18 protein-coding genes are annotated in these 23,531 nt (G+C 47.0%); all 18 read right to left on the reverse strand.

The features are described 5' to 3' along the window. Positions 1 to 51 precede the first annotated feature (51 nt). Positions 52 to 1,065: a hypothetical protein gene (locus TSUB_RS22320; protein WP_221274611.1), complete on the reverse strand. Its 1,014-nt coding sequence runs from the start codon at positions 1,063 to 1,065 to the stop codon at positions 52 to 54. After that, a complete protein-coding gene (locus TSUB_RS22325; protein WP_087020954.1) occupies positions 1,066 to 1,920 on the reverse strand; it encodes a PAAR domain-containing protein in 855 nt (284 codons plus the stop codon). 162 nt (positions 1,921 to 2,082) lie between these two features. Next, positions 2,083 to 2,985, reverse strand: a complete 903-nt coding sequence (locus TSUB_RS22330; protein ID WP_159064906.1) for a hypothetical protein — start codon at positions 2,983 to 2,985, stop codon at positions 2,083 to 2,085. Between the two features lie 35 nt (positions 2,986 to 3,020). Further along, positions 3,021 to 4,865 (reverse strand): type VI secretion system tip protein TssI/VgrG, encoded by a 1,845-nt coding sequence (tssI, locus tag TSUB_RS22335; RefSeq protein ID WP_087020948.1) that lies wholly within the window; start codon positions 4,863 to 4,865, stop codon positions 3,021 to 3,023. 60 nt (positions 4,866 to 4,925) lie between these two features. After that, positions 4,926 to 5,405 carry an Hcp family type VI secretion system effector gene (locus tag TSUB_RS22340; RefSeq protein WP_087020945.1) on the reverse strand — a complete coding sequence of 160 codons (480 nt, stop codon included), beginning with the start codon at positions 5,403 to 5,405 and terminating at the stop codon, positions 4,926 to 4,928. Positions 5,406 to 5,619: 214 nt separating this feature from the next. Beyond that, a complete protein-coding gene (tssH, locus tag TSUB_RS22345) occupies positions 5,620 to 8,199 on the reverse strand; it encodes a type VI secretion system ATPase TssH (protein WP_087020942.1) in 2,580 nt (859 codons plus the stop codon). Between the two features lie 18 nt (positions 8,200 to 8,217). Continuing rightward, on the reverse strand, positions 8,218 to 9,177 hold the full coding sequence (tssG, locus tag TSUB_RS22350; RefSeq protein ID WP_087020939.1) for a type VI secretion system baseplate subunit TssG: 960 nt from the start codon (positions 9,175 to 9,177) through the stop codon (positions 8,218 to 8,220). Then, on the reverse strand, positions 9,174 to 10,988 hold the full coding sequence (gene tssF / locus TSUB_RS22355) for a type VI secretion system baseplate subunit TssF (protein WP_087020935.1): 1,815 nt from the start codon (positions 10,986 to 10,988) through the stop codon (positions 9,174 to 9,176). The genes tssG and tssF overlap by 4 nt, the downstream gene beginning before the upstream one ends. Next, entirely contained in the window at positions 10,985 to 11,461 is a 477-nt protein-coding gene (gene tssE, locus TSUB_RS22360; protein WP_159064905.1) for a type VI secretion system baseplate subunit TssE, read from the reverse strand. The genes tssF and tssE overlap by 4 nt, the downstream gene beginning before the upstream one ends. Before the next feature lie 91 nt (positions 11,462 to 11,552). After that, complete coding sequence (locus TSUB_RS22365; protein ID WP_087020929.1) at positions 11,553 to 12,353, reverse strand: type VI secretion system accessory protein TagJ; 801 nt, start codon at positions 12,351 to 12,353, stop codon at positions 11,553 to 11,555. Positions 12,354 to 12,358: 5 nt separating this feature from the next. Further along, positions 12,359 to 13,867 (reverse strand): type VI secretion system contractile sheath large subunit, encoded by a 1,509-nt coding sequence (gene tssC, locus TSUB_RS22370; protein ID WP_087020926.1) that lies wholly within the window; start codon positions 13,865 to 13,867, stop codon positions 12,359 to 12,361. A 39-nt stretch (positions 13,868 to 13,906) separates the two neighbouring features. Continuing rightward, a complete protein-coding gene (gene tssC / locus TSUB_RS22375) occupies positions 13,907 to 15,397 on the reverse strand; it encodes a type VI secretion system contractile sheath large subunit (RefSeq protein ID WP_087020923.1) in 1,491 nt (496 codons plus the stop codon). Continuing rightward, positions 15,394 to 15,966 (reverse strand): type VI secretion system contractile sheath small subunit, encoded by a 573-nt coding sequence (gene tssB / locus TSUB_RS22380; RefSeq protein ID WP_087020920.1) that lies wholly within the window; start codon positions 15,964 to 15,966, stop codon positions 15,394 to 15,396. The genes tssC (TSUB_RS22375) and tssB overlap by 4 nt, the downstream gene beginning before the upstream one ends. Positions 15,967 to 15,991: 25 nt before the next feature. Then, positions 15,992 to 17,167: a type VI secretion system protein TssA gene (tssA, locus tag TSUB_RS22385; protein ID WP_087020917.1), complete on the reverse strand. Its 1,176-nt coding sequence runs from the start codon at positions 17,165 to 17,167 to the stop codon at positions 15,992 to 15,994. Further along, positions 17,160 to 17,969, reverse strand: coding sequence for a PP2C family protein-serine/threonine phosphatase (locus TSUB_RS22390; protein WP_246616481.1), 810 nt, complete (start codon positions 17,967 to 17,969; stop codon positions 17,160 to 17,162). Before TSUB_RS22390 ends, tssA begins: the two co-directional genes overlap by 8 nt. Beyond that, a complete protein-coding gene (gene tagF, locus TSUB_RS22395) occupies positions 17,966 to 18,664 on the reverse strand; it encodes a type VI secretion system-associated protein TagF (protein WP_087020912.1) in 699 nt (232 codons plus the stop codon). Before tagF ends, TSUB_RS22390 begins: the two co-directional genes overlap by 4 nt. Continuing rightward, positions 18,646 to 22,200, reverse strand: a complete 3,555-nt coding sequence (tssM, locus tag TSUB_RS22400; RefSeq protein WP_087020909.1) for a type VI secretion system membrane subunit TssM — start codon at positions 22,198 to 22,200, stop codon at positions 18,646 to 18,648. Before tssM ends, tagF begins: the two co-directional genes overlap by 19 nt. Beyond that, positions 22,200 to 23,522 carry a type VI secretion system protein TssL, long form gene (gene tssL / locus TSUB_RS22405; protein ID WP_087020906.1) on the reverse strand — a complete coding sequence of 441 codons (1,323 nt, stop codon included), beginning with the start codon at positions 23,520 to 23,522 and terminating at the stop codon, positions 22,200 to 22,202. Before tssL ends, tssM begins: the two co-directional genes overlap by 1 nt. Between the last annotated feature and the right edge of the window lie 9 nt (positions 23,523 to 23,531).

The raw sequence follows: 23,531 nt of genomic DNA on the forward strand, positions 1-23,531 counted from the left end.
GATGAGGGAACGACAAAAGTAGATATTCTGTATTTGCTATCTCTAAATCATTCAGCGCCTTATCAATACGATACTTCCATTCCGGTAGCGTACAGTATAAATGTATATTTTTATTTTTGGATCTTCGTCTCTGATGGGATAAACGACTTTGTTATCCATCAATGATGCAACACCACTGAATCCAGCAGGCGCGCTTATTTCAGATAGCTTATCTAGGTTTACAGTTGTAAAATTTTCTTCATCTAATGGATATAGAAATATCCCACCTTTAGGTGAGTCATAAAATTTTAATTGTGATGTGGAAATATTTTCATTTACATTTCTTCTTCCGAAATAGCTAGAATAGGGAGATCTATCCCTACGCCAATTCAAATGATATGTAAACCCCCCACTGTCGTTAATATGTCCATATGTTTTGATATGTACGGCTTTACCATTCATGTCAACATAAACCATTTTAACCTCTGATTCCCTATACTCTTCTCCGTCGTCGGTTTTATACACTTCTGTGGCTATAAAGAAGCGATCTTTAATCACTTCATGATTGTCGGCATATCTGAATGTTGCATTACTATAGTTGTATGGTGTTGGTTCAACAATATCCGTCGTCTGATACGCACCGTCTTCTTCTGGGTGAGTATCTGCGGTTCTTGTGACCATTGGAGTATAGGGAGGAAGTGGCTCAATATCTTCTAGATTCCAGTCCATAGCTGGCAATAAATTGCCTTGCGCGTCATGTTTGACAAACTCTACGAGTGAAAATCTTTGCTGATACTCTTGACGCCGTTTTTCCAGAGTCTCGATATTTCTTTCTAAATCTTGTAAATAGTTCTCATAGTGGTTTTCTTGCTTATGCCTTTCAATTAGATCTCGAAACTGTTCATCAAAAAATTGAGCAGTTTCTCTTAATGATTGAATGTCTTGAGGAAGTTTTAATTTCTCGATCTCAGAAATGTTTTCATTTTCTAATTCTTTTTCTAAGAGATCGGCATACCTTCTCATCTCCTCCCCACTTTCAATTAGGAAATCACCATCAATTTGAAAACTCTCTTCCCAATTATACATCTACTTACTCTCTAACTTTGTATTTCTGATCAAGATCAACAGATTTTTGGATACCGCTCCGTCTACTTTTTCACCATTCACATACTGTATATAGGATATATTTCGCTTTGTTACTTCTGCGATGTTACCGTCAACTTTGCTCGTTAATACACTTAGATTTCTTAAACGTTGCTGAACTCCTTTCCCCGAACTTTGGTCTTCTAACGACTTAAGTTTTACTTTCCTTGAGAACACCGTGTATTCATTATCAGCTTGCCAAAATTCGATACTAACTTCACTGTCATTTTCGTATTCTTCGAGTGTAATGATACCATCACTGGGAACTTCACGTTTCAACTCATTCCCACCCTTATTAATCACATATTGATATCCAGCATATGGGTTCCCATGCTGATCGATTAGCTTTACTGAAGGCACTTTTATTGGCTCATCTTCTATAGGCGCAACTGAATTTGATTGCGTTTCCACCGCTGGCGATGCAGATTCAGCGCAGCTATCTCCTGAACGCTGTAAAGACACAACCACCTTTTCCACATTCACCGTCTGTGGACTAAATGCAATTCCAGCATCCCCTATGGTGACAGTAGCTGCACCCGAGATTACGCTACCACCGTGAGCTGTGCCGTCTCCCATTCGTGCAGCGGGCTGGCCATTTATAAACACTGAGCCTGACCCAGCGGCGATTGAATCAGGCGGTCCACAACACACACACATATCACCAACTTTTGAAGCAGGCTTTCCTTCTACAAACACATTTCCAGAGCCTGTGGCGACAGGGCCACCGACATGCGGAATTTTACCCGTCTTTGCCGGACAGCTATGACCACTCCCTACATTTGCAGCAGGTTTACCCATTTCTCGCTCCTTAAGTCGATACCGTGACGATCAATTTATGATTTCTCTCTCGAGCAATAAAAACACTATTGTTAGATTTCGAACAAGTTCATTGTTGTGCATGAAGGAGCGCGAAACTTGCAGCACCTTTGGAATGGATCCCTCACTGACAATCACATTAATTCACTTATATGAAACGTTCATACAACTTGCAAAACCATCTTCAGTTCCGTTGAACAACATAACGTTGTGATGAGAGTGGTACTTCAAAGAGAGGAAATTTCGTTGTAAGTCGAGTAGTTCCATCAGCGGCAGATTCGGCCCCAAATCACCAAAGTCATGCTCTAAGCTAAGGTAGCTTGTACTGAGCGAAACATAGGGCGAAATAGAACTCATACCTGCCCCCCAAAGAGAAAAGGTTTTCGGACCAACGAAATAAGGATGATAAATGGCTCTTAACACGTCATTCGGCTTGAATCGGCTAGCCGCAGTATCTATAAGTCGCTTCGCGACTATCGGGTGCTGTTCTTTATTTGTCGCAATATCATTGTGCGTCCAATCAATACTTACACCATTTGGCGACTTTTCTATTTTGACGACGAGAATCGATTCAGTTGGCCTAGAGGAGCAACTCACTTTTCCGGTTAAGAAAAATTCATTGGTGTCAATGCCTACCACCCAAACCAACGGGTAGCTCTCTAAACAGGCTTCGATATGTTTGATTGACCAGAAAAAAGAAACCCGCCCCAATGCAACTATTTTGTGAGGTAATGCCTCACTGAGACTTGGAATGTAGTCCTTCAAATGAGATATCACGTTTGTTTTGATTTTACTTAGATGTCTCGGCATCAAAACAACTACCGGCGCTTGTCCCCAATCAACTCGAAGATTATTGAAAGCAAGATCTAGCAATGCTTCTATTCTCTCATTTGCATCGGTCGTCGTTATTCCAATGCTTAGCTCTTCATCGGTACAATGCTCTGACTCAACTTGATCAGAAGCGAGCCCCCTAAAATATGGGAATTCTAGTTGCGCTACGTTCTTACCTAGCTGCATCCCCTTCATTGAAAACCATACTGGTCCCATACCCAACTCTGATAGTTACGTTGTTTATCATTAATTTAGTTAAGTGCTATTTTTCCAGCTTTTACATCAATTGTAGACCCATTCACTTTAATCGCATTACCTTCGATAGATATTTCTCCGCCACTCGTCAGTGTGATTTTGGAAGCACCACAGGTTAGTGTGAGCTTGTCATTTGCTTTCAGGTCATAAACAGCACCGACCTCTTTACTTTCGTTTTCAGCAACTTTAACTGTGAGATTTTTTCCTACACGAACTTCCTGATTTTCTTGAACTTGCGTTAAGCTGTTGTTACCAATCTCGATACTTTCATCGTTTAGAATTTGACGTAAATAATCTCTTTCTCCACGCAATGCCAGCAGCTCTGCGCCCGGCGTATCATCAAAACGAATCTCACTGTATTTATCTGATTCACTTTTTACTGTACGGCTTTTAATCCCCGATTCATTTCTACGTCCAGGCAGTGCGTACGGAGGCGACTGCTCACCGTTATATAGACACCCTGTGATTAACGGCTGATCAGGGTCGCCATTTAAGAACTCGACCACCACTTCTTGGCCAACGCGCGGCAAGAATGCGCTGCCCCACTGGTTACCCGCACTCGATTGGGCGACGCGGATCCAGCAAGATGGCATCTGTTCAGATTGACCTTCTCTGTCCCAATGAAAATAAACCTTCACTCGGCCAAGGTTATCGACGCTGATATCACCGGGTTGTTCCGACGGACTACTAGCCGCCACCGTGGCCGTTTGCGCGCCGTAGATCATTGGCTTGTTGTATTTCACCGGCGGGCGATAAACACCCGCACGCTCTACACAGGTAAAGTTTGTTTTGATGCCGTCACCTGTTGCATTCGATAAACCCACTTGGTTGTTCACACTGCCATAGATCGTACATTGTGTGATTAAGTAAGCTGGGCCAACATAGTTAGGGTTGACGTGTTTTGCGAAGGCGAATGTTTTACCCACCCCCATGGTACGGCAGTCAGATTTTGCAAAGTAACGGCAGCCATCTCGCTGTAGCGCTTCAAGGCGCTTTGGCGCAATACTAGCAACGCGGCTATTGAACTCCGACTCACCTTGATACACGTAGTGTTCACTACCCGGGGGCTGGAATCCTCCATGCGGTGCCGAAAAACTCGATTGTGGTAATGCGGATGGTGCCTGCAAGTTGTAACCTGAGACTGCTGACCCCATTGGTGTTGATCCGGTTTCTTCTTCCCAGAAGCTGACGTGTTGACCAGAAATACTACCACTGTGGTATTCGACAACCGCCTCAGGTGCATCCTGATAGTAACTCTCGCTATCATGTAGCACTAATGTGTGCTTTGATTTGCTGTGTTCGAAAACAAACGCGATACCTTCTTCTGCCATTATTCTTAGCAGAAAATCGAGATCGCTTTCGTTATATTGGACTTTATAAATAAACTTTGGGTATGTCTCTTCAAGTTTATTTTCAAAATCAATACCGTTTTCACCAAACAGCTTAATAACAATTTCATCAACGCTCATGTTTTGGAAAACACGGCAATTGACTTTGTGCGCAGCAAACGCCATTTTTGGCTCAATGATAATTTTGTAATTACGGTAAAGCTCACCTTGCGCATTTTCCGCAACACGTGTACCAGCACTCCTTACGCGCGTAACCACACCATTTAAAAAACGGTAACCACCAAAAACATCCTGAAGTTTCATAGAGACAATGGCGGGTTGCCCTACAAGTTTATTTGCATCTGCAATTGTGCCATTGACATGCACCGACGCAACAATAGAGAAAAGCTGTGAAATGCCTTCCTGATATTCCACATTATCAAGAATTAACTTGTCCTTACCCATTGGGGTAAAAATCGCAATAACGTTATTATCTTGGCTTGCTTTTTTCATACTCGAATCTACATCAGTGAAAAGATAGCTGCAGAGGCCAACCCTCTGCAGCTAGGGGTATTAAATTGGCTGGCCTTTGACGCCGCTGTAGCCGTATACCAATGGCGCTTGAACGTTGTTCTTGTCATCGGTAGGTGTAACTTTCATTAGCATTTCTGTGTAAGAAATAACGATAGTCTCAACAGGACGGTCGTCTTGAATTGACACAGAGTAGCTTGAAATCATTGCGTCAGTTAGATCAATTTTCATGATCTCTTCAACTTTTTCACCCTGCTTAGTGATGAAGAACTCAGCTTTTTCACCTTTACCGATAGTCGCTTCGCGGAAAAGATCCGGAGATGCTTTATCTTGTAGTTTAGTGATAGTCATGTCGTATAGACGAGTAGAGCTCGCTTCACGGTCTTGCGCAGTACCTGTGAAAGACGTGATTTCACGACCTACACTCCAATCAACTGACAGAAGTGTAATCATGTCTTTATAAGCTTCTGCAGTAGCCTCACCCTTAATACTGGAATATTTAAGGTACGTATTAGATTGCATGCTAATCTCCTTTAGCATTTATGACAAATAACTCAATTATATGAGCGGTTTAAATCCCTTCACTTATCCAGAGCGAGAAAGAAAGGGAATTGATAATTAGCACATTAATGACTAATTTTGGCCTGTGAATAATTCCACGAGAAATAAACGACTAAAATCTTGGCCGTAATTTCTCGTGAGGCATCTCGCATTTTTTTTCGCAAGAATTATTCGCTTACTTTAATTTCACCTGACAAATATCATTTTCAATTTCGAGTAAAACTTCAGTGAAAGAAATACGTTCTGCCATGGCAGAAAGGACCTTCTCTGAAATTTGGGGCAAGATCTCATTTTGAAGTAAGTTCTGAATTACCCTTGCACCACTATCTGTCTCGTTACAACGTGACAGAATATATTCCTTGACTGAAGATGTTAAATTAAGTGCGGCACTATAATTCGACTTCAGGCGTTTTTCCACTCGGGCAATCTGCAAATCAATAATGCTGGACAGAACATCATCATTGAGAGGTAAATAAGGGATAATGTTCAACCGGCCTAAAAAGGCAGGCTTAAAGCTTTGTAATAGGTCATCCCGCAGCGCCTCTCTCAAGGCTTCTGGCGTAGGCATCAAATCAGGGTCCGCGCAAAGCTCCATCGTCGTGTCAGTCCCCGCATTAGAGGTCATGATAATAATGGTGTTACGGAAGTCGATATCCCTGCCTTCGCCATCTTTAATCGTCCCTTTATCAAACACTTGATAAAACACATCTTGTACACCTGGATGTGCCTTCTCCATTTCATCAAGTAGGATAACGCTATACGGCTTACGACGCACAGCCTCTGTCAACACACCGCCTTCCCCATAGCCGATATAACCCGGAGGTGAACCGAGTAGCAGGCTGACTTTATGCTCCTCTTTAAACTCAGACATGTTGATCACAGTAATATTGTCTTCGCTGCCATACACCTCTTCAGCTAGCGCGAGCGCAGACTCGGTTTTACCCACACCACTTGGGCCAGTCAGGAAGAACACACCATTTGGCTTCTTCTCATCGTTTAGGCCCGCGCGCGCAGTCTGAACAACTTCGGCGATAATCTTCAATCCATGGTCTTGACCAATGACACGTTCACACAGCCGGCTTTGCAATTGTAACAAACCTGCTATCTCATCGGTTTGCATTCGACCAACAGGAATCCCCGTCCAGTCCGAAATGATCTCAGCAACGAGGTTTTCATTCACACAGGTGAAGATCATTGGCTGCTCAGCCGCTTCAAGCCCTGTCTTCGCTTCCGCTAACTGCCCCTTTAATGCATCGCGATCAAGCGACTCATCATCGGTGAGCAACTGCTTTTGCAATGACAATACAGACTCTACCGACTCTGACTCACTGTCCCATTGCTGCTGCAATGTCGCGCGTTCATCACCCAACTCAGCGAGTTTTGCTTCAATCTCTGCTAAGGCTTGTTGATTCTCCTCACCTAGCTGCGCATCACGCATCAGTTGATCTTGCGCTGCGCGAAATGCATCCATCTTCTTATCGAGCATATCGAGACGCGCGGGGATCACTGATTGGCTTAACGCTACGCGTGAACATGCAGTATCAAGCAGAGAAACCGCTTTGTCGGGCAGTTGACGACCATGGATGTAACGGTCAGAAAGCTTAACGGCAGCTTCTAGCGCTTTCGCCGTGACTCTCACACCATGGTGCGCTTCCATCATGTTGACAAGGCCACGAAGCATATCGATGGCACCTTCAACGTTTGGCTCATCAATCTGGACGAGCTGAAAACGCCGTGTTAGTGCTGCATCCTTTTCAATGTGTTTTTTGTATTCTGCCCACGTCGTCGCGGCAATGGTACGCAGTTCTCCACGTGCTAAAGCGGGCTTCAAGATGTTCGCCGCATCTCCCGCATCATTGCCATTACCAATTAAGCCGTGTGCTTCATCGATGAAAATAATGATGGGTGTTGCTGATGCTTTGACTTCACTCACTACAGATTTAAGGCGATTTTCAAACTCACCTTTAACGCCTGCGCCCGCCTGCAGTAAGGCCAAGTCAAGACTCTTGATCGCTACCCCTTTTAGCGAATCAGGCACATCGCCAGTAGCAATTTTTAATGCCAAGCCTTCCACGACCGCCGTTTTACCGACACCGGCTTCACCTGTCAAAATAGGGTTGTTTTGACGTCGGCGCATCAAGATATCGATCATCAGACGGATTTCATTATCCCGCCCAACCACAGGATCGAGTTTGCCGTTACGCGCTTGTTCCGTGAGATCAATCGTATATTGATCGAGTGCGGGCGTATGTTTGCTTTGCGGCGCAGGTGCCCCCGTTTGCACACCCTCACCCAAACCTTCCTGCCAACGTTGCTGTAAGGCCTGCGGATCAATCTTATTCAGCTCGGCAGTGTACTGGCTTGGAATCAATAATCCGCCATCATCATTGACGAGTGTAAATAGCACATGCACGACATCGATTTGGGTTTCGTTGAATGCGATGGTTGCGCTCATCCAAGCGTTACTGAGCAAATCAACAATGTTCGCTGATAAGCCAGGGACTTCGCTGCTACCTGTTTTTTGGCGCTCCAAATAACGGGTTAAATCACTGCACCATGCCCCTTCATCAATATTGAAAAGACGCGCAATAGAAATAAAGTCCGTGCTGTGACTATTTGAGAGTTCAAACAACCAGTGCCCAACATCGACACTGAAATGACTGCGACTGCTTGCGCAAGCCGCGGCTTTTTCGAGACTCAACCGCGCTTGTGGCGTGAGTTTCTCAACAATTGCTTTTAAGGGTAAGGTACTCATTGACTCTTCCTTGTAACATCACACCGAGATAGTGATGCGGTTTCCGGTACGTTTTTTCTTTGGCATTAAAATTCCCCCCCGACCAAGCATGCCTTGACCCGGCGATAGCTTAACAACAGGGAGATCGGATTGTTCTGCTTCTACCGTCCATTTCACTGACAGTGAAGGCGGCATAAAGGCAGCAGCTTGTTTCTTGAGTCCCTCAAGCCTTGCCCCTCCGGGCATTAGTGAAGGCACGAGTTCTGGATCAGTCACATGGCAAATCACTTCGACCCCAGCATTCACATTCCACACGCGTTTACCTAGAGTGGCACTTTTTCCTAACTGTGCATGCTGACCTTGCTTATTCTGTTTCGTGCCCAAGCTTGTCTGTTCATTCGGTTTTAATGACATCCACGCGCCACGCAGCTCTTTGATTTCAACATCTGTCCCTGCCACCATGGCAAACACAGCTCGCATGGCTTCACGAGAGCGAATCGAACGGAGATGAAACCCGGCCCAATGACGGTTGTCCTGCCTGCCTGTCAGCGCATCTACGATGCGTTGAAAATCGCTCTCTTTACCGAAAGCTTGCTGGCGAAGTGCGACCGGACGTTGAAACTTCTTCCACGTTCGAAAATAAAGTGAGAGTAATCGGTGATTAAAGATGTTGTAAAAGCTGGCTAATCCGCGGTCTTTAGCTTTGAGTCTCTGTAAGACCAGTTCCGTGTAATGCTGAGGCATGACGCCATTTGCACCCGTCAAGCCAATAACATTACTGTCTATTCTGATTTTGCCATCAGCCCGTTCAAACATGGCTTCCATATCATTGATGGCAAAGCCAAGATGCTGAGCCACATCGATTACCATATTTTCATTGCCGGGCAAGGTGTCCGTACCCAAGGTCTCTTCCATTTGCAACAGGTAGCTTTCGACGAGATGCATCGAAGAGAACATCGGTTTTTCAACCAGCGTATCAATGAACTTTTCGCGATTCATAACAACGCCTTCCCACCAGCCATTGCCGGCCAAACATGGTAAAAGCGCTTAGCGGGGAGTAACTTAATACGCAGCTGCGTAAAGCTGTTAACCTCGGCATATTGGGCAAAGAAGTCTGACATCACTTGACCAAACAAGAACAACTGGTCGTTGTCGACGCGAGATTCAACGATGTCTAAGGTGATCTCTGAACCATGACAGAAACCAACGCGACCTCGCTGATTCACACGTGCCGTCGTTTGATTCACATGCAAAGCTTCAATCGCATCGGTCAGTACTTTGGTGCTTGGCGACCCACGAAAATCAAACAGTTTTAGCATCTCTTTCAGGTTACGAAGCCCCCCCTCATCACTAAAGGTATTTAGGGTGATAAGCTTGGCAAACTGCCAGCGCGTGTGTGCGTTCATTCTCGGCCGAACCGTGGTACTGAGCGGTAAAAGGCAACGGCTCCCTTTTGCGTCAGCATTTTTGGTGACTGATACTTCAGGCTGCCCCCCTCCATACGGTAAGCGATTAGGGATGTTTCGGTTACTGACCTGTGCTTTGATATGCAAGTTGGCATGATCAAAACGCTCCGCAATTTCTGGTGAATGGTCTTGGTTAATCAAACTCAAAAAGATATGGCGTCCGGGCTCATCAAAGCCTCCCGCCCATGCCGCATCTTCACGGCGAATACTCCAGTAGTATTCATTCGCGTTGGCGTAGTTCGGATGCTCGCCGCTATAGTAGGGCTGAACATCCAAATCATGATCGAGTTTGCTCGAAGACAGTTTTACATCATCAATACTGATCACTTCTTGCGATTCGGCTTTGCGATTGGCAGGGCGAAGCTCGTACTCATATTCAGTCGCAGCTAAACGCACGGGTTCCAATGTAGTCTCGAACAAATTAATCACTGGCCCGCAGCCTAGCAACACGTTGTCTGCAGTGACTTGCTTGGCGAGCAGCGGTACAGAGTCTGAGAGGTAAAAGAAAATTTCTACCGATTTTCCAGGACCGAACATTTCCGTGTTCAATCCTTCTAAGTTGACGAAAAGAAACTTCTCTGGCACCAAAAAGTATTCGACCAACTGCCGATACCCGCTAAACATTTGCGGACTATATGGCACCAAAGGATCGACATCCTTGCTGGTCAGTTTGGAAGCCGGAAGCTGTGTCACCGACCCATCTTCAAGAGCTATGCTGACGCCCTGCAAGGAGCGAAATAGCAATTGATAAAGGCCATGGCTTGTTTGAGGCTGGCCATTGAGATAAAAATTGAGAGCACTGATGTCCAACTCATCAAAGCCAGAGCACCCTTCATGACATTTGACTTCTAGCTTCAGTACAGCCGCTGAATCCGTCTTGAACTTACGTTCTGGTGCAGTAAAGGGCGCATTCATGTACTTCGCATCAACCACTTCAAACGGCCAGATATCAACCGCAGATGTCGTTCTATAATGGCAAGTCTGATAACCCGGTGCGAAAATGTCGACCTTGGTCCCAACAGGTAAGTGATTACAGTTGTCGGTATAAATACTTGGCTTATGGTGCACGATGCTCATGGATGGAATCGGTGCATGAAAATCTGGGAACAGCTCACCAATCAATGACTCCGTGAGCTGAGGAAAACTGTCATCCAAGCTCTGCCTAATCTGAGCCGAGATAAACGCCATCCCTTCCAACAGACGCGACACGTGTGGATCTTCAATATGCTCATCAGTCATTTTCAGACGCGAAGCAATTTTAGGGTGGCGATCAGCAAACTCACCCCCTTTGTGTCGTAACCAAGAGAGTTCGCGCTGATAATACTTCAAAAACTCATCGTTCATCGTCCACCCTCACTGACTTTAAAGCCTAAATTGACTGGCTCTACTTCAGAATCAAACACAATTTCTTCACTGACACCTGACTGAACCACCACCGCCTGTATACGGAGTCGTAAGGTTCTGTCGACTTCGTCTTCACCTTCTTTCACTGATACCTCAACATCGAAGAGTCTGGGCTCAAATCGACCCAGTGTTTCTTCTACAATGCTACAAAGATGATTCTTGCCACTCTGGCTACTAAAAGGCATTGATGAAAAGTCAGGTAAGCCGTAGTTAAGAATCGACACATCAATTTCTTCAAACTGGCTTTGCCATTGATTCCAACCAATGCGTGCATTGAGCAAGTTTTCTATATCACGACGCAGGTTCGCCAAACTGATACTGGGTTGGCGATACTCGTGACGATCCAGACTATTTTCTGGCGATAAATCAATTAGTTTGTCCAAAAAGGAAATATGGGCAACTTTGTCACTCACTGAGCGCATCCTGTGTCAGCTAAAATGAAATGCGACGAATGGCATCGTCATAAAACGCTGGTGCCATGTTGGCGCCAGCGATAATGTTGGCTTATGCAGGCTCTGCAACTTTCTGAGTCCAGCCTTCGGACATCCCGAGTACGACTGGCTCTTCATCAGCTAACAACATTTTGTGTCCCGCCCCCAGTACAAGACTGTGCTTGTCTGAGGTTAGCCAATCGGTTTCACGCGCAAGTTTGTGTGCATCAGTTTGCGAGTTCACGTAAGTGATTGGCATAAAGAGCTCACCCGTTTGTCCGTCGATCACATCCAGCTCAATACGACGCCACACGCTTTCAATTAGGTTTTGCGCTGGCTGAATCGTCAGGGAATTGATCGCCGCAAATGGGACCAAGTAGAACTCACCATCAGAACCGAAACACTCTAGGTAACCAGCAATTTGATCATCGAGATCTCGCAAGTCACTAAATTCACGGCCATCTAACGTGACAACAGGCTGACGACGGCGACTCTCTTGTTCATTGGCGATGTCATCAACATCGTCGTTTTCACGCGTCATCGCTAAGATGTTTTTAACAAGCAACTCATTCTGTTCATCAAAGCCTTGCCCTAGAAATTTTACCGTCGCCGCGCCTTGGTAGAAGTCAACACGTGCTTGCGCTGCATGCAGTAAATGACGCAGTTGAGTCCCTCCCGGTAAACAGTCCGGATCTTGTTTTAACAGAATAAGCAACTGGCTTTCAGCACGCTCATATTGGCCATCAATACTCAGTAGCTCCACCAGTTGACTGCGCGCTTGTACATCTGTCGCTTTCTGTTTTAGGTGTTCCATTAGGTTGGCAATTGCACCTGCCAAATCCGCCTTTTGGATCAGTTTCTTCCATTCACTCATGTTCTTTATCCGTTATGTACTTTAGGGGTCAGCTCGGTGATGAGACGTATGCTCGATACCATCTGATCCAATTGAAAATGTGGTTGCAGGTGCACCACAGAAAAAAATCGCCCCGGTTTACCCAGTTGCTCTTTGACCTTAATCCTCGCTTCACTCAGCGGGAATTTTGCACGGACCTCTTCCGTCGACTCATCTGACGCAGCGGTATATTGATGCAACCAACGTTGAAACTCGCTTTCGATACTTTGCGCATTTTCATAGCTACCGATCTTGTCACGACCCATTACTTTGATGTAGTGAGCAAAACGGGAAACACATAATATGTACTGCATCATCGACGACAATTTGGCGTTGATACTCGCCCCGACCGACTCATAGGCCGCAGGTTCATGCAACGATGCATTGCTGTAAAAAGTTAGCAACGGTGTATCTGGAACAGCAGATATCGGAATAAAACCACAGTCTGCCAATGCCTGCTCTAAGCGGTCACCTACCCGCAAACTCACCGAGGGTTTCTCTCGATACAAGCCACCAGGAAAGTGCTGTTTTGCCGACGGGGTATTCACAACGATGCCTTTTTTATATTGGCCTCGCTGGTGGCCACGAATCTGACCAAACCAGCCTGATTCAATGAAGGCGCGCGCCACAACCAAGGCAAAACTGTATGCGGCGCTTCCCCACAGCATGTCTCGTTTCGCAACACGGCAATGTTCAATGAATGCAAAGTCTTCTGCTCGGGAGCCATCTGGCCGATAGACCTCTCGCATCAATACATCGGGCAATGTAATAGCAAGAAAACGTGAGTCTTCCATGCTCCGTAAACTCGTCCAGCTGATGTACTCAGGTTGACGAAATTGCGCACTGATATCTGCCACTGTGGCTAGATCCGCAAACTCATCCACGCCAAGTAGCGTTGGATCGGCAGAGGTAATAAAAGGGCAAAATGCCGCCGCCGCGGTTTGAGTCACTTTGCGCAAAACGTCGACATCCTGATGGACTCGTCGTTTGTCACCATGCTGAATGCGATAGTCACCTATCAACACACCAAATGGCTCACCACCCGGCATGGAGTATTCGTTTTGGTAAATAAGCCGAAACAACTCACTTTGGTCAAACTCAATCGCTTTATTGCAGTCCTTCACTAACCAGTGCCATGGGTAGTTCAGCACTTTGACCTTAACTTGATCTTCGCCACGCAGCTCTGCGACTTCACGAACCGTGTATTTGAGTCCGCGCCAGCTCGCCTCAAGTTGTTGAAATGCCTTGTGGTGAATGATCTCGTTAAGTTGTTCGTTAATCACCTCATCCAATAAACCAATCACTTCGCCAAAGTGACGCTGAAGCGCATCAATGGAATCGAAGTTCAGTTGCTGGAAGTCAAGCCAATAACGAATTGCAAATATCGGGTCATCAATATCAATGAAGCGATCCATCCAGATAGCATTCAAATCAACTGACTGAGTTATTTCGGATTCCGCTTCTAGTAACTCAACAGAGATAAATTCTGGTCGCATCGCTCACATTGCCAGCGAGACACGTCTCGCTGGCCCCTATTAACCGTTATTTGGGATCTTCGCTACAAGGCGCAGCGACGTGGTTAGCTCTTCCATCTGTAGCCAAGGTTTCAGCCAAGCGACCGCGTTATATGCACCCGGGTTACCTGGAATTTCCTTCACGCTGACTTTGGCATCTGCAAGCGGGAACTTAGCGCGGATATCTTGACCACCACCTTCAGACGCATTCACATAAGAAAGAATCCAACGGTTTAGCCACGCTTCAACATCTTGCGCTTCCATGAAGCTACCGATCTTGTCACGCGCCATCACTTTCAAATAGTGAGCGAAGCGAGATGTCGCCATGATGTAAGGTAAACGCGCAGAGATTGCCGCATTCGCTGTCGCGTCTGGGTTGTTATAAATCTCTGGTTTCTGACAAGTTTGACCACCAAAGAACACCGCGTAGTTAGTATTCTTATAGTGACAAAGCGGAAGGAACCCTAGCTTACTGAGCTCTGCTTCACGACGGTCGGTGATCGCAATCTCTGTCGGACATTTCACATCCGGGTCACCTTCATGGCTAATGAAGGTGTGTGCAGGTAGATCATCGACTCGACCACCACCTTCTGCACCTCGAATCGCGGTACAGAAGCCGTACTTCGAGAAAGCTTCCGTCATCTTGGTGCCCATCACATAAGCGGAGTTCATCCAGCAGTAATGATCATGATCTGCTGTCTTTGATAGATTGGTTTCTTCATCTATCTCAAACTCTTCATAGCCAAAGTCTTCGACTCGTTGCGACATGTAACCATAAGGCAAGCGTGCGAGTACGCGTGGCATAGTCAATGAAACGAAACGAGAATCTGGGCTTTCACGGAATGAGCGCCACTGGGTGTACTCCAACGACTCAAAGACTTTCTCTAGATCGCGAGGCTTGGAGAGTTCATCCCACTTATCAAATCCAAAGAGGTTCGGTGATGCCGCCGAGAGGAAGGGTGCGAAGCCCGCCGCGGAGATGTTTGACATCAAGCTCAATGTTTCAATATCTTCTGGGTGGTTAGTAAACTCATAGTCACCAATTAACGCGCCATAGGGCTCACCACCTGCAGAGCCAAACTCTGACTCATACACTTTCTTGAATATCTGGCTTTGATCGAACTCTACTGCTTTGCTCAAGTCTTTATGCAGTTCTTTCTTACTCATGCTCATCATGCGGATTTTCAGCGTTGAGCATGTATTTGAGTTCAAGACCAGGTACTGCAGACCGCGCCAACTCCCTTCGAGTTTCTGAAATTTATCGTGGTGCATAATTTCAGATAGCTGCTCTGAAATGGTTTCATCAAGCTTCGCAATGGCTTCACGGAAGGTAACCGTGAGGTTTTTATTCCACGTCACTGTCCCTTTCATCGCTTCTTCGGTCAGCGTGGTGATCAATTCTTGCGCACGGGTTGTTTCTGTCTGTTTGGTTGCAGACAATGCCATGTCTAAAAACGAAGTATTGTCCGCGTTAACGGATGAGTCTAACTGACTCAGCGCTTCGGTGTTCATACGTTTTCCTCTTCAGTTGCGTCTTCGCTTGGTGCATCCGTTGCATCATCACCTGACGTATCAACGCGTGGCTTATCTTCTAAGTTCAGCTCAGCTGCCAACTTCGTTAAGTTGTCAGTGTTATTGAGAACCGCTTCAAGGACATCTTCCAACTGCTCCGAGCGGTCAATCTTAGTCATCAAGTCGCGAAGCTGATTACGGGTATCCATCAACTTCTTCAGTGGTTCAACTTGGTTCACTACCGCCGCTGGCTCAAAGTCTTTCATTGAGTTAAAGCTCAAATTAACGTCGAATCGTGAACCGTCTTTGTCCAAGGTGTTGTTGACGCGGAACGATAGGCCTGGGTTCATCTTTTTCAGAACATCATCGAAGTTCTCGTTGTCGATTTGGATGAAACGGCGATCTTTTAGCGCTTTGAGGCCATCTGTGTTTTGGCCTGCAAAATCACCCATGACACCCACCACGAACGGTAACTCTTTCTGGACGCTGGTATCTTCTGTCTCAACTTCATAGGTGATATGCACTCGTGGCTTTCTCACCCGCGATAGCTTTCCATGGATACTGTTCATCTTTTCTCCCTTATTTCCTTAGTATTCATGACGTAGTGTCATCATTGGCTATCCCGACCAAGCGAAAGTAGCCTTGTCGTGCTTCACCGCTGTCGATCAATTCGGCCAACAGCTCAGGCAAGCTCATGTCACACCATCGAACAATCTGTTCAATGGAGTATGAAACTGGTGAATGCGGTTCTGTTTCTTTGAAAAATTCTGCAATCTTGATTAACTGAGCAATGGCTTGCTCTCGTTGCATCACGTTACTGGTCAGCGGATTCAGCGCGACTGCTTCAGCACCTACGTCTGCTTCTGCCTCTGTCACACTGTCTACATCGTTAACTAACGGGGCAGCTCTTCGAAGCTTGTCTTCGGCAAGGAAGGCAACTGCGTCATGCACATCCTGCAAACGTTTCGAGATGTTGCTACTCTGCACCCCTGCACTACAGGCACCATCCATTGCCGCAACCGCATCGCTGTAGCCAAGTTGTGCCGCTTCTATCTCCGCGACCAGACCCACATAGAAATCGGTACTCGAGTCTTTTACCGCCGCTTCGAGGTCTTCAATATTGATCCCGCCAGAGTCAAGCTTCTGCTGACGCTTGTCTGACTCCATGCGGCTAATGTCGTTGGCTTGTTGGTACTCCCAAAACGAAAATGGCGCATCACCAAGCTCTTCCGTTAAGGAGATACAGCTGATCGGTAACAGCAAAGTACCTTCCCCATCAACGCCATTCAGACCCACTAATGCAGAGATCCGATCCTCTTCGTCATCATCTTCATCAGGCAAAGGATGAATATCACCCCAGTAGTCATTCACTAACTTGGCTGTCAATGCATAGCCCATTGCGAGCCCAGCAAAACCGTGAATGCGGGTATAGGCTTCAATTAGCCAAGCAAGTAACTCAAGATCTTTACTTTGCGTCGCTATGATATCTGGCAGCTCTTCTGCTATCGGGCGCCACATATGAGATAAGCTCAATAAGGGATCACCATCAATTAACGCATCGCGCTCTGCTGAACGTGCTTGAGAACGGACATCCTTCAGGCGGTAGTAAGCCGAAGTTGGCCCAATATCTTGTCGCAAATCACTGCCACAGGGCGCATCATCACTAATGGGTTGTACCAAACGTTCGATGTCCAGCAAGGCAGAAAACGGCTTAAACTGAGGGGCAAGTGCGCTCTTATCTGCAGCGTCGACAGTGTCAGTATCAGCCATGTCTCTGCCCTCTTAACCCATTGAACACAGGGACAGTGACATCACTGTTTGCTTGCTGCTCGACCAGTTTTCCAAGATAGCTCGCTTTAACCACAGCACAGGTCACGTTGTCAGACGCACCCTTGACGAGTGCTGAGTGCATCAAGGCAAGGCCAGATTGGCTAACTGTTTTTGCTTCTAAACAGAAAGCGATTTCGTTATCACTCAACTCTTTGGTTAGGCCGTCAGAGCACAACACAAACTGGTCGTCGTGACATAACTCGCCGGAGACTTGATCTACGACGACATCAGGGGCCACGCCCACTGCGCGTGTAATCACGTTTGCCATCGGGTGGCTTTCCGCTTCACTTTCTGCGATCAACCCCTGTTCGACCATGTCCATCACCTGGCTATGGTCACGACTTTTCAACATAAAGCGGCCGTTGCGGAGACGATAAAACCGGCTATCACCAACCCATAAGCAATGGTATTGGTTGTTGTCTAAAAACAGCACCACCGCCGTCGTGCCCATTGTGCTCCCTTCGAGATACTCAGCGGCATAACGGAAAATGGCATTGTTCGCTTCTGTCACTGCGCGCTTGAGGAGATCAATCGTCACCTCGTGGGCTTCGTTCACACGCTGTTGAACCGTATCAACCAGCATTTGGCTGGCAATATCACCGGCTTTATGCCCACCCATACCGTCAGCCACCACCCAAACACGCTTCGCCAGCATCTCAGCACAAGCATCTTCGTTATAGGGGCGCACTTTTCCCGGGTGGGTTTTAACAAAACTAAAAAGCTGCCAGTTATCCATACTCATTGCGCACACCACTTATCCCATTGGCCGTCTAACATTGCCGCGTATTGACTGATGCTTGGCAGGCCATCCGTGACCAAGCTGCATGCGGCGACTGAATCTGAGCCCGCTGTCCACCACAAACAGTAGTGAGTGCGGGCTTGGCGAAACTGCCTATCCAACAAGGTCGTTGGCGACAGTGGTGATTGATGGTTGATCAACTCTATTTGCGGATATCTCACTGGCGAATAAGGTGTCGCCTCATCCGGCGCGGGCAGTTGCTCGGCCCAAAATGGCGTTTTCAATTGCGCAGCCCATTGACCGAGGTTGATATGCTCATCCAACACATCGAGGATGAAAGGCTCGATAGCGTCGCTCCAGTCTGGTTTACACCAATAGTAAGCAGGACCAAGCGGTACTTCCGTTGCCAGCGTAAAGAAGAAATGGCGCCCTACGCTATCCACACTGGGAATGAAGGTCCCTATCATGGGTGACTCACCACAAACATTTGGCGACAAGGCAAAGTGCCAGATAGGGGCGGTCAAATAGTGTTCTTGCCAATTTCCGCCCATTTGCTCGCGGCTTACTGCTAGTACCGCTTGCTGCCACTCTCGCCACTGATTAATGAAATCAATGGGCAAACCATCTTGCACAAAGTCCCCTTTGGCCGGAATTTTTCCGACGTATCCCCACGGTGCGATTACAGCGTTTTCGGACATACAAAGCGCTCCATTTCTCGCGACCAGAACGGATTAACCGCACTGCCTGGAATCAATTCCAATTTAGATTTCGTGCCTCGAATATCGATCACGATGACGTTGTCTTTGCGCGCTTGCGGACGTGCTGCAAGTGCTTGGTCAAGTAAGCGGAACAACCCCCACTGACTACCATAGGTGCGCGTAATATCACTCCCCGATTCAAATGGCGTAAAGACAACTCGAGTACGTGGATTACGATCAGGCCAAACAAAGTTATGGCGACGTGTAGGGCCATGGCCATAGTTCATCGATTGGTTACCTAGCTCGATCTTGATTGAACGAACATGCTGGTCGAGGTACTGCGGTTTTAAACCAAACTCAACGCGAATGTTATTACTGCCTGGTTCAAAGAATGCACGTCGAATACGGTGAGCGCGTTCAAAGAAAGCGAGTGACTGATTACTCACACCAATGCTCTTTTCAAAGCGCCACGTGCCTTTCGAGGTATCAACAACAGGATCGAGATACTGTTTAAAGAACTTATCCATGGTGCCGCCGTATCCAAAGAAAGCCTGAAAGTCGCTGAGCTTCACTTCCTCTTTTGCAGACGGATTAAACGGATATCGGTTTGCAATGGTCTTTTGGTACTCCGCGTAAACCGTGTTCTGCCAAATTTGATTGAGATGGACACTCGCCCCTTGTTGCGCGACGCGATCTGACTCCACTGACATATTGCTTACCCATGAACGGAAAGGCATAGGCAGCATGTTGTCAGCTTTGCGGAAAGACCCACTTAGTGCACGGTGCGTTTTGCCATCTAACATCGACTTGTAGGCCACTCGGTCAGAGCTAGAGGCGCTCGATAGATCGACGAGATAGTTGTGATAGGCAGAGAACGTGGCCGTAAGATGATTGAGCTCGATATCACTAATCGCAAGTAGTTCGTGGAAGGCGTACTCCACTTCTTTACCTGCCAGGTTGAGATTGAGTTCAGGCGATTCACTCGGCAGCAGACGCCCATAGCGCGTCTTTTGACTATGAAGTGCTACGTCAGCAACGTTAGAGGCAACCTCACCCGCTATCTCAACGTTCTTACTCACCTCAATTTGCGTCAAGCGCAGTTGACGTTGATAAGCGCGAATCAAGTTTTGTATTGGCTGTTCCGGTCCGGCAAGGATCTTGGCTTGAGCAAGCGAAGCATCCAGCCCTTTCGCGCGTTTTAACACGAGATCACTGACGAGCTGATCCCACTCGTGATTGTAGTCTCGGAAATAGCGTTGGCGCACAGCTTCAACAACATCACTCGCATCTTGGCGACTTAGGTCAATCTCATCACCGTAAACCCAGTTGTCTTCCATTAAACGGCGTACCATACGGTTGATTTCTAACTGGAATAAACCATGGAACCCGTTGTAGGTATAGAAACCAGGAATGCCCATACTCAGAGGTTTACCACTTAGGCGTTCAAACTCATTCAAGCTCCGTGAACCTAAGACGTCTGTCACTCTGAAAGATGGAATATGGCTATCCATAAACTCCAGCTTCATCCGCTGATAAGCACGCTCATCAATGGGCATCTTGGTTAGCTCACCGCGGGCCATCTCAATAGCTTTTGTGTCTGGCTGAATACCGACATTGTTGGTTGTCAGCATATTTTCGATATGCGACATCAACGATTCACGCAGCTCAATATTGATCTCGCCGGGATAAGTACGCTCAAAATAGGCTTCAAACCATGTCAGCACCTGCGTACTGTCGTAATGGGTTGGGTCAAAGAGCATCAAATAGGTTTTGAGTGTTTCGTAGAGGTACTCGCGGTGCTCTCGGTGCGTGGCCATTTCGCTCGTCAACGCGTCATTCGCAAATGATGACATCGCGGTTTTTAAACCGTTGCTGTATGCCTGTGAGGCTGACTGACCTATCTTATCGCCTTGATAAAGGCCAATTTTCTTGATGCCACTTGTATCGAGGTATGTCTTATCATAACCCGCAGGTAAACCACGCAGTTGGTCTAATGCACGAACCAAGGTGACAGCATCAAGGTCACCACTAAGCGGCTGCCCACCCAAGGTCGCTTGATAGTCATCAACAGCGAGTTCCGCCGCGTGGACGAGTCCTTTATTCCAATCGAAACTGTAATACCAAGCCGCAGACATCCCCCCCGCAACAAGCAACCCACCAAACAGCGCTGCACGATGAATCCATCGGTTTTGCTTGGCATGGTGTTGGTTAACGCTACCCAGGTATTGCTCTGGAAAGATAATCTTCTCGAACAGATCCCGAATAAAGAAGCCCTCTTGGCTACCTGAAGCTGAACGTAACGGAATTTGAGATAACCCTAATCCACCTGATGTTTCAGCCATTACGCGGTCAATCGGCTTACCTTCTTGCGCGGCACTGACGATAAACACACCACGCAGCATAGGTGGCGCTTCAAACGCATTGGCCGCAAAAACTTCTTTCAAGAAATCATCAATTTGCGATTGCAGCATGCGTAGTTGCTTTGGAAACTCATAAACCAATGAGCGGTTGTCCATATCACGCTCACCTTGCAAACGCACTGGCATGTGAGACAACAACTCGGTAAGGAGGCGGTGGAACTCTTTATTGAATAGGCTGACGACCCCTTTTTCATGATCACACTCCAATGGGAACATCATTCCCCATGGCTGATCGCGCTTTTCAGGCTCCATTTCAGCAAAGAACTCACTGAATCCAGCGACAAGGTCCGCCTTGGTCAAAACCACATACACCGGGAAGTGCATGCCGAGTTGATTACGCAGCTCTTGAATACGCATTTTGATCGCACGTGCGTGCAAATTACGCTCTGTCTTGGTTTGCGTCATCAGACTCACAAGACTGATGGTGACAATCGCGCCATTAATCGGCCGCTTGGTACGATACTGCTTTAGCAAACCTAGGAATCCAAACCAGGCTTTGCTGTCAGCATTTGCTTGGCTATCCTGAGTGGTGTAACGCCCCGCGGTATCAATCAAAACCGCCTTATTGGTAAACCACCAATCACAATGGCGTGTACCACCAATCCCCGCTAAAGGTTGATCGCCGAGAGATTCTTGAAGAGGAAACTCCAAGCCAGAATTGGCTAACGTCGTTGTCTTACCCGTTCCTGGCGGCCCGATCATCACGTACCAAGGCAGAGAGTAAACACTCTTACGACCTCGCTTTTTCGTCTTGTTTAACAGCTGTGTTGCGGTTTGAATACGCTCACGGATGGTATTAATTTCATGTGTTGTCGCTTCACTTTGCAGATCATCCTCTTCTTCAGAGGTATCCAGCAGTTTTTCTACTGTCTCTTTGTCTTGTTTTTTCGCCTTCGACAAATGGCGGATATTGATGATTCCCCAAAGTACTGCAATACCAATCAAGCAGTACATCCGAACCATTTCGCTTTTAAACGGCTCTTTACCCGCGATAGCTAATAACGGCCCACCAAACCAAATTAGGAAAGCGACAGCTAAACAACCAATTAAAGTCGTTAGCCATTTTTGACTAAACAGGTATCCAATGCCCGAGGCTATTCGTCTAAAAAATCCCATTACAGCCCCGCTCTTCGTTGATCAAACATGATGTCTATTTCGACACGACGATTTCGAGCCCGATTCTCATCGCTATCATTCGGAAAACGTGGTGACGTTTCTCCCATCCCCTCTGGCCAGAGTCGACCGCTGAGTTGATTCCCCATCGCAAGTAGGTTGGCAACGGAGGTAGCGCGCGCCAATGATAAGTGCCAGTTAGATGGGAATTTACTGGTGAATATCGGTCGATCATCGGTATGTCCAACAACCATGATCCGCCCGGTAGTCGTTTCCAAAGACCGACCAACTTTTGAAAGCAAGGGGTGCATGTGCGCTTCAACATCTGCACTGCCAGAGTTAAAGAGCTCGCTTGATTTGATAATAATTCGGAGGCGATCGGTCATATCGATAAACTCAATCAGGCCACGATCGACTTCGGTTTGAAGCAATTGACGAATCTGGTTTCGTGAAGGATCTTCAACAAACTCTTCTTCAACCACTTCGCTGGGTGTTAAAGGTACTAGCGTTGAGAGCTCAACAAACGCACCATTGGATTGTTCGTTGATGCGGTAATTAAAGAACATGTACACCGCAAGCGTGATCATCGCGAACAAAGACATGGTGACCCATGCCGGCATACTTTCTTTATGCTCATCTTGAAGAACGACCCATTTTTCAAGATCTGTGTTGATCGGTTCCGGGGTCGCACCCTTTAAATCTTTAAGCGCTTTATACGCGCGGTGTCGATAGTCTTCGTGCTTCTCTCGCCCTTGCTCTTCTATACGAAGCTTGCCAATAAAGCCCAAGGTCAAGCAGAGGTATTGGAGCTCAAGGAGTTCAGCAAACGAACCCGGCTGCTTCAAGCTGGCATCGAGCAGATTGTAGAAATGCTCTCCCCCCCAAGTGTCGGCATAAAATGTTGAAAGCAAACTTTCTCTCGTCCAAACCGACTGCTCACCCCAAACTGTGTTAAGTACGGTTTCGTCAATCAAGCAACACACGCAGTAGCGCGCTGACTCAATCGTTTCGTTATTCACGCCTTGCTGGCGCAGACGACTTTCGTAATCACGTACCTTATCGATACACGCTTGTCGCAAAGACGCAACGTCACCGTGATTACTGGTAGAGCGGATTTGTCCCACAAGAGAAAGCAATACACTGGCTTCGTCGACCACCGCATTGTCTCCAAGTGAAGGAAGACGGTGAGTGACTGTTGCAGATGTCGGTGCGATTTTGGTTAAAAGAACAGTGCTATCACCACTTTGCGCAGGTGGCGGCGTTGCCACATCGCCAGAGCGAGCACGGCCACCCGGCCTTGGTTTAATTAGCGTAGATTCTGCCATGCATGCCTC

Origin of the sequence: Thaumasiovibrio subtropicus (genome assembly GCF_019703835.1) — a bacterium.
GTDB classification, from domain to species: Bacteria; Pseudomonadota; Gammaproteobacteria; order Enterobacterales; family Vibrionaceae; genus Thaumasiovibrio; species Thaumasiovibrio subtropicus.

What these genes read in the sequence shown, in the direction of transcription:
- tssC (WP_087020923.1), bottom strand. Translation starts at nt 15,397, where the DNA reads ATGAACACCGAAGCGCTGAGTCAGTTAGACTCATCCGTTAACGCGGAC.
- tssF (WP_087020935.1), bottom strand. Translation starts at nt 10,988, where the DNA reads ATGAACGATGAGTTTTTGAAGTATTATCAGCGCGAACTCTCTTGGTTA.
- tssB (WP_087020920.1), bottom strand. Translation starts at nt 15,966, where the DNA reads ATGAACAGTATCCATGGAAAGCTATCGCGGGTGAGAAAGCCACGAGTG.
- TSUB_RS22390 (WP_246616481.1), bottom strand. Translation starts at nt 17,969, where the DNA reads ATGAGTATGGATAACTGGCAGCTTTTTAGTTTTGTTAAAACCCACCCG.
- TSUB_RS22320 (WP_221274611.1), bottom strand. Translation starts at nt 1,065, where the DNA reads ATGTATAATTGGGAAGAGAGTTTTCAAATTGATGGTGATTTCCTAATT.
- tssM (WP_087020909.1), bottom strand. Translation starts at nt 22,200, where the DNA reads ATGGGATTTTTTAGACGAATAGCCTCGGGCATTGGATACCTGTTTAGT.
- tssG (WP_087020939.1), bottom strand. Translation starts at nt 9,177, where the DNA reads ATGAATCGCGAAAAGTTCATTGATACGCTGGTTGAAAAACCGATGTTC.
- TSUB_RS22330 (WP_159064906.1), bottom strand. Translation starts at nt 2,985, where the DNA reads ATGGGACCAGTATGGTTTTCAATGAAGGGGATGCAGCTAGGTAAGAAC.
- tssH (WP_087020942.1), bottom strand. Translation starts at nt 8,199, where the DNA reads ATGAGTACCTTACCCTTAAAAGCAATTGTTGAGAAACTCACGCCACAA.
- tssC (WP_087020926.1), bottom strand. Translation starts at nt 13,867, where the DNA reads ATGCGACCAGAATTTATCTCTGTTGAGTTACTAGAAGCGGAATCCGAA.
- TSUB_RS22365 (WP_087020929.1), bottom strand. Translation starts at nt 12,353, where the DNA reads ATGAGTGAATGGAAGAAACTGATCCAAAAGGCGGATTTGGCAGGTGCA.
- tssA (WP_087020917.1), bottom strand. Translation starts at nt 17,167, where the DNA reads ATGGCTGATACTGACACTGTCGACGCTGCAGATAAGAGCGCACTTGCC.
- tssI (WP_087020948.1), bottom strand. Translation starts at nt 4,865, where the DNA reads ATGAAAAAAGCAAGCCAAGATAATAACGTTATTGCGATTTTTACCCCA.
- TSUB_RS22325 (WP_087020954.1), bottom strand. Translation starts at nt 1,920, where the DNA reads ATGGGTAAACCTGCTGCAAATGTAGGGAGTGGTCATAGCTGTCCGGCA.
- TSUB_RS22340 (WP_087020945.1), bottom strand. Translation starts at nt 5,405, where the DNA reads ATGCAATCTAATACGTACCTTAAATATTCCAGTATTAAGGGTGAGGCT.
- tssL (WP_087020906.1), bottom strand. Translation starts at nt 23,522, where the DNA reads ATGGCAGAATCTACGCTAATTAAACCAAGGCCGGGTGGCCGTGCTCGC.
- tagF (WP_087020912.1), bottom strand. Translation starts at nt 18,664, where the DNA reads ATGTCCGAAAACGCTGTAATCGCACCGTGGGGATACGTCGGAAAAATT.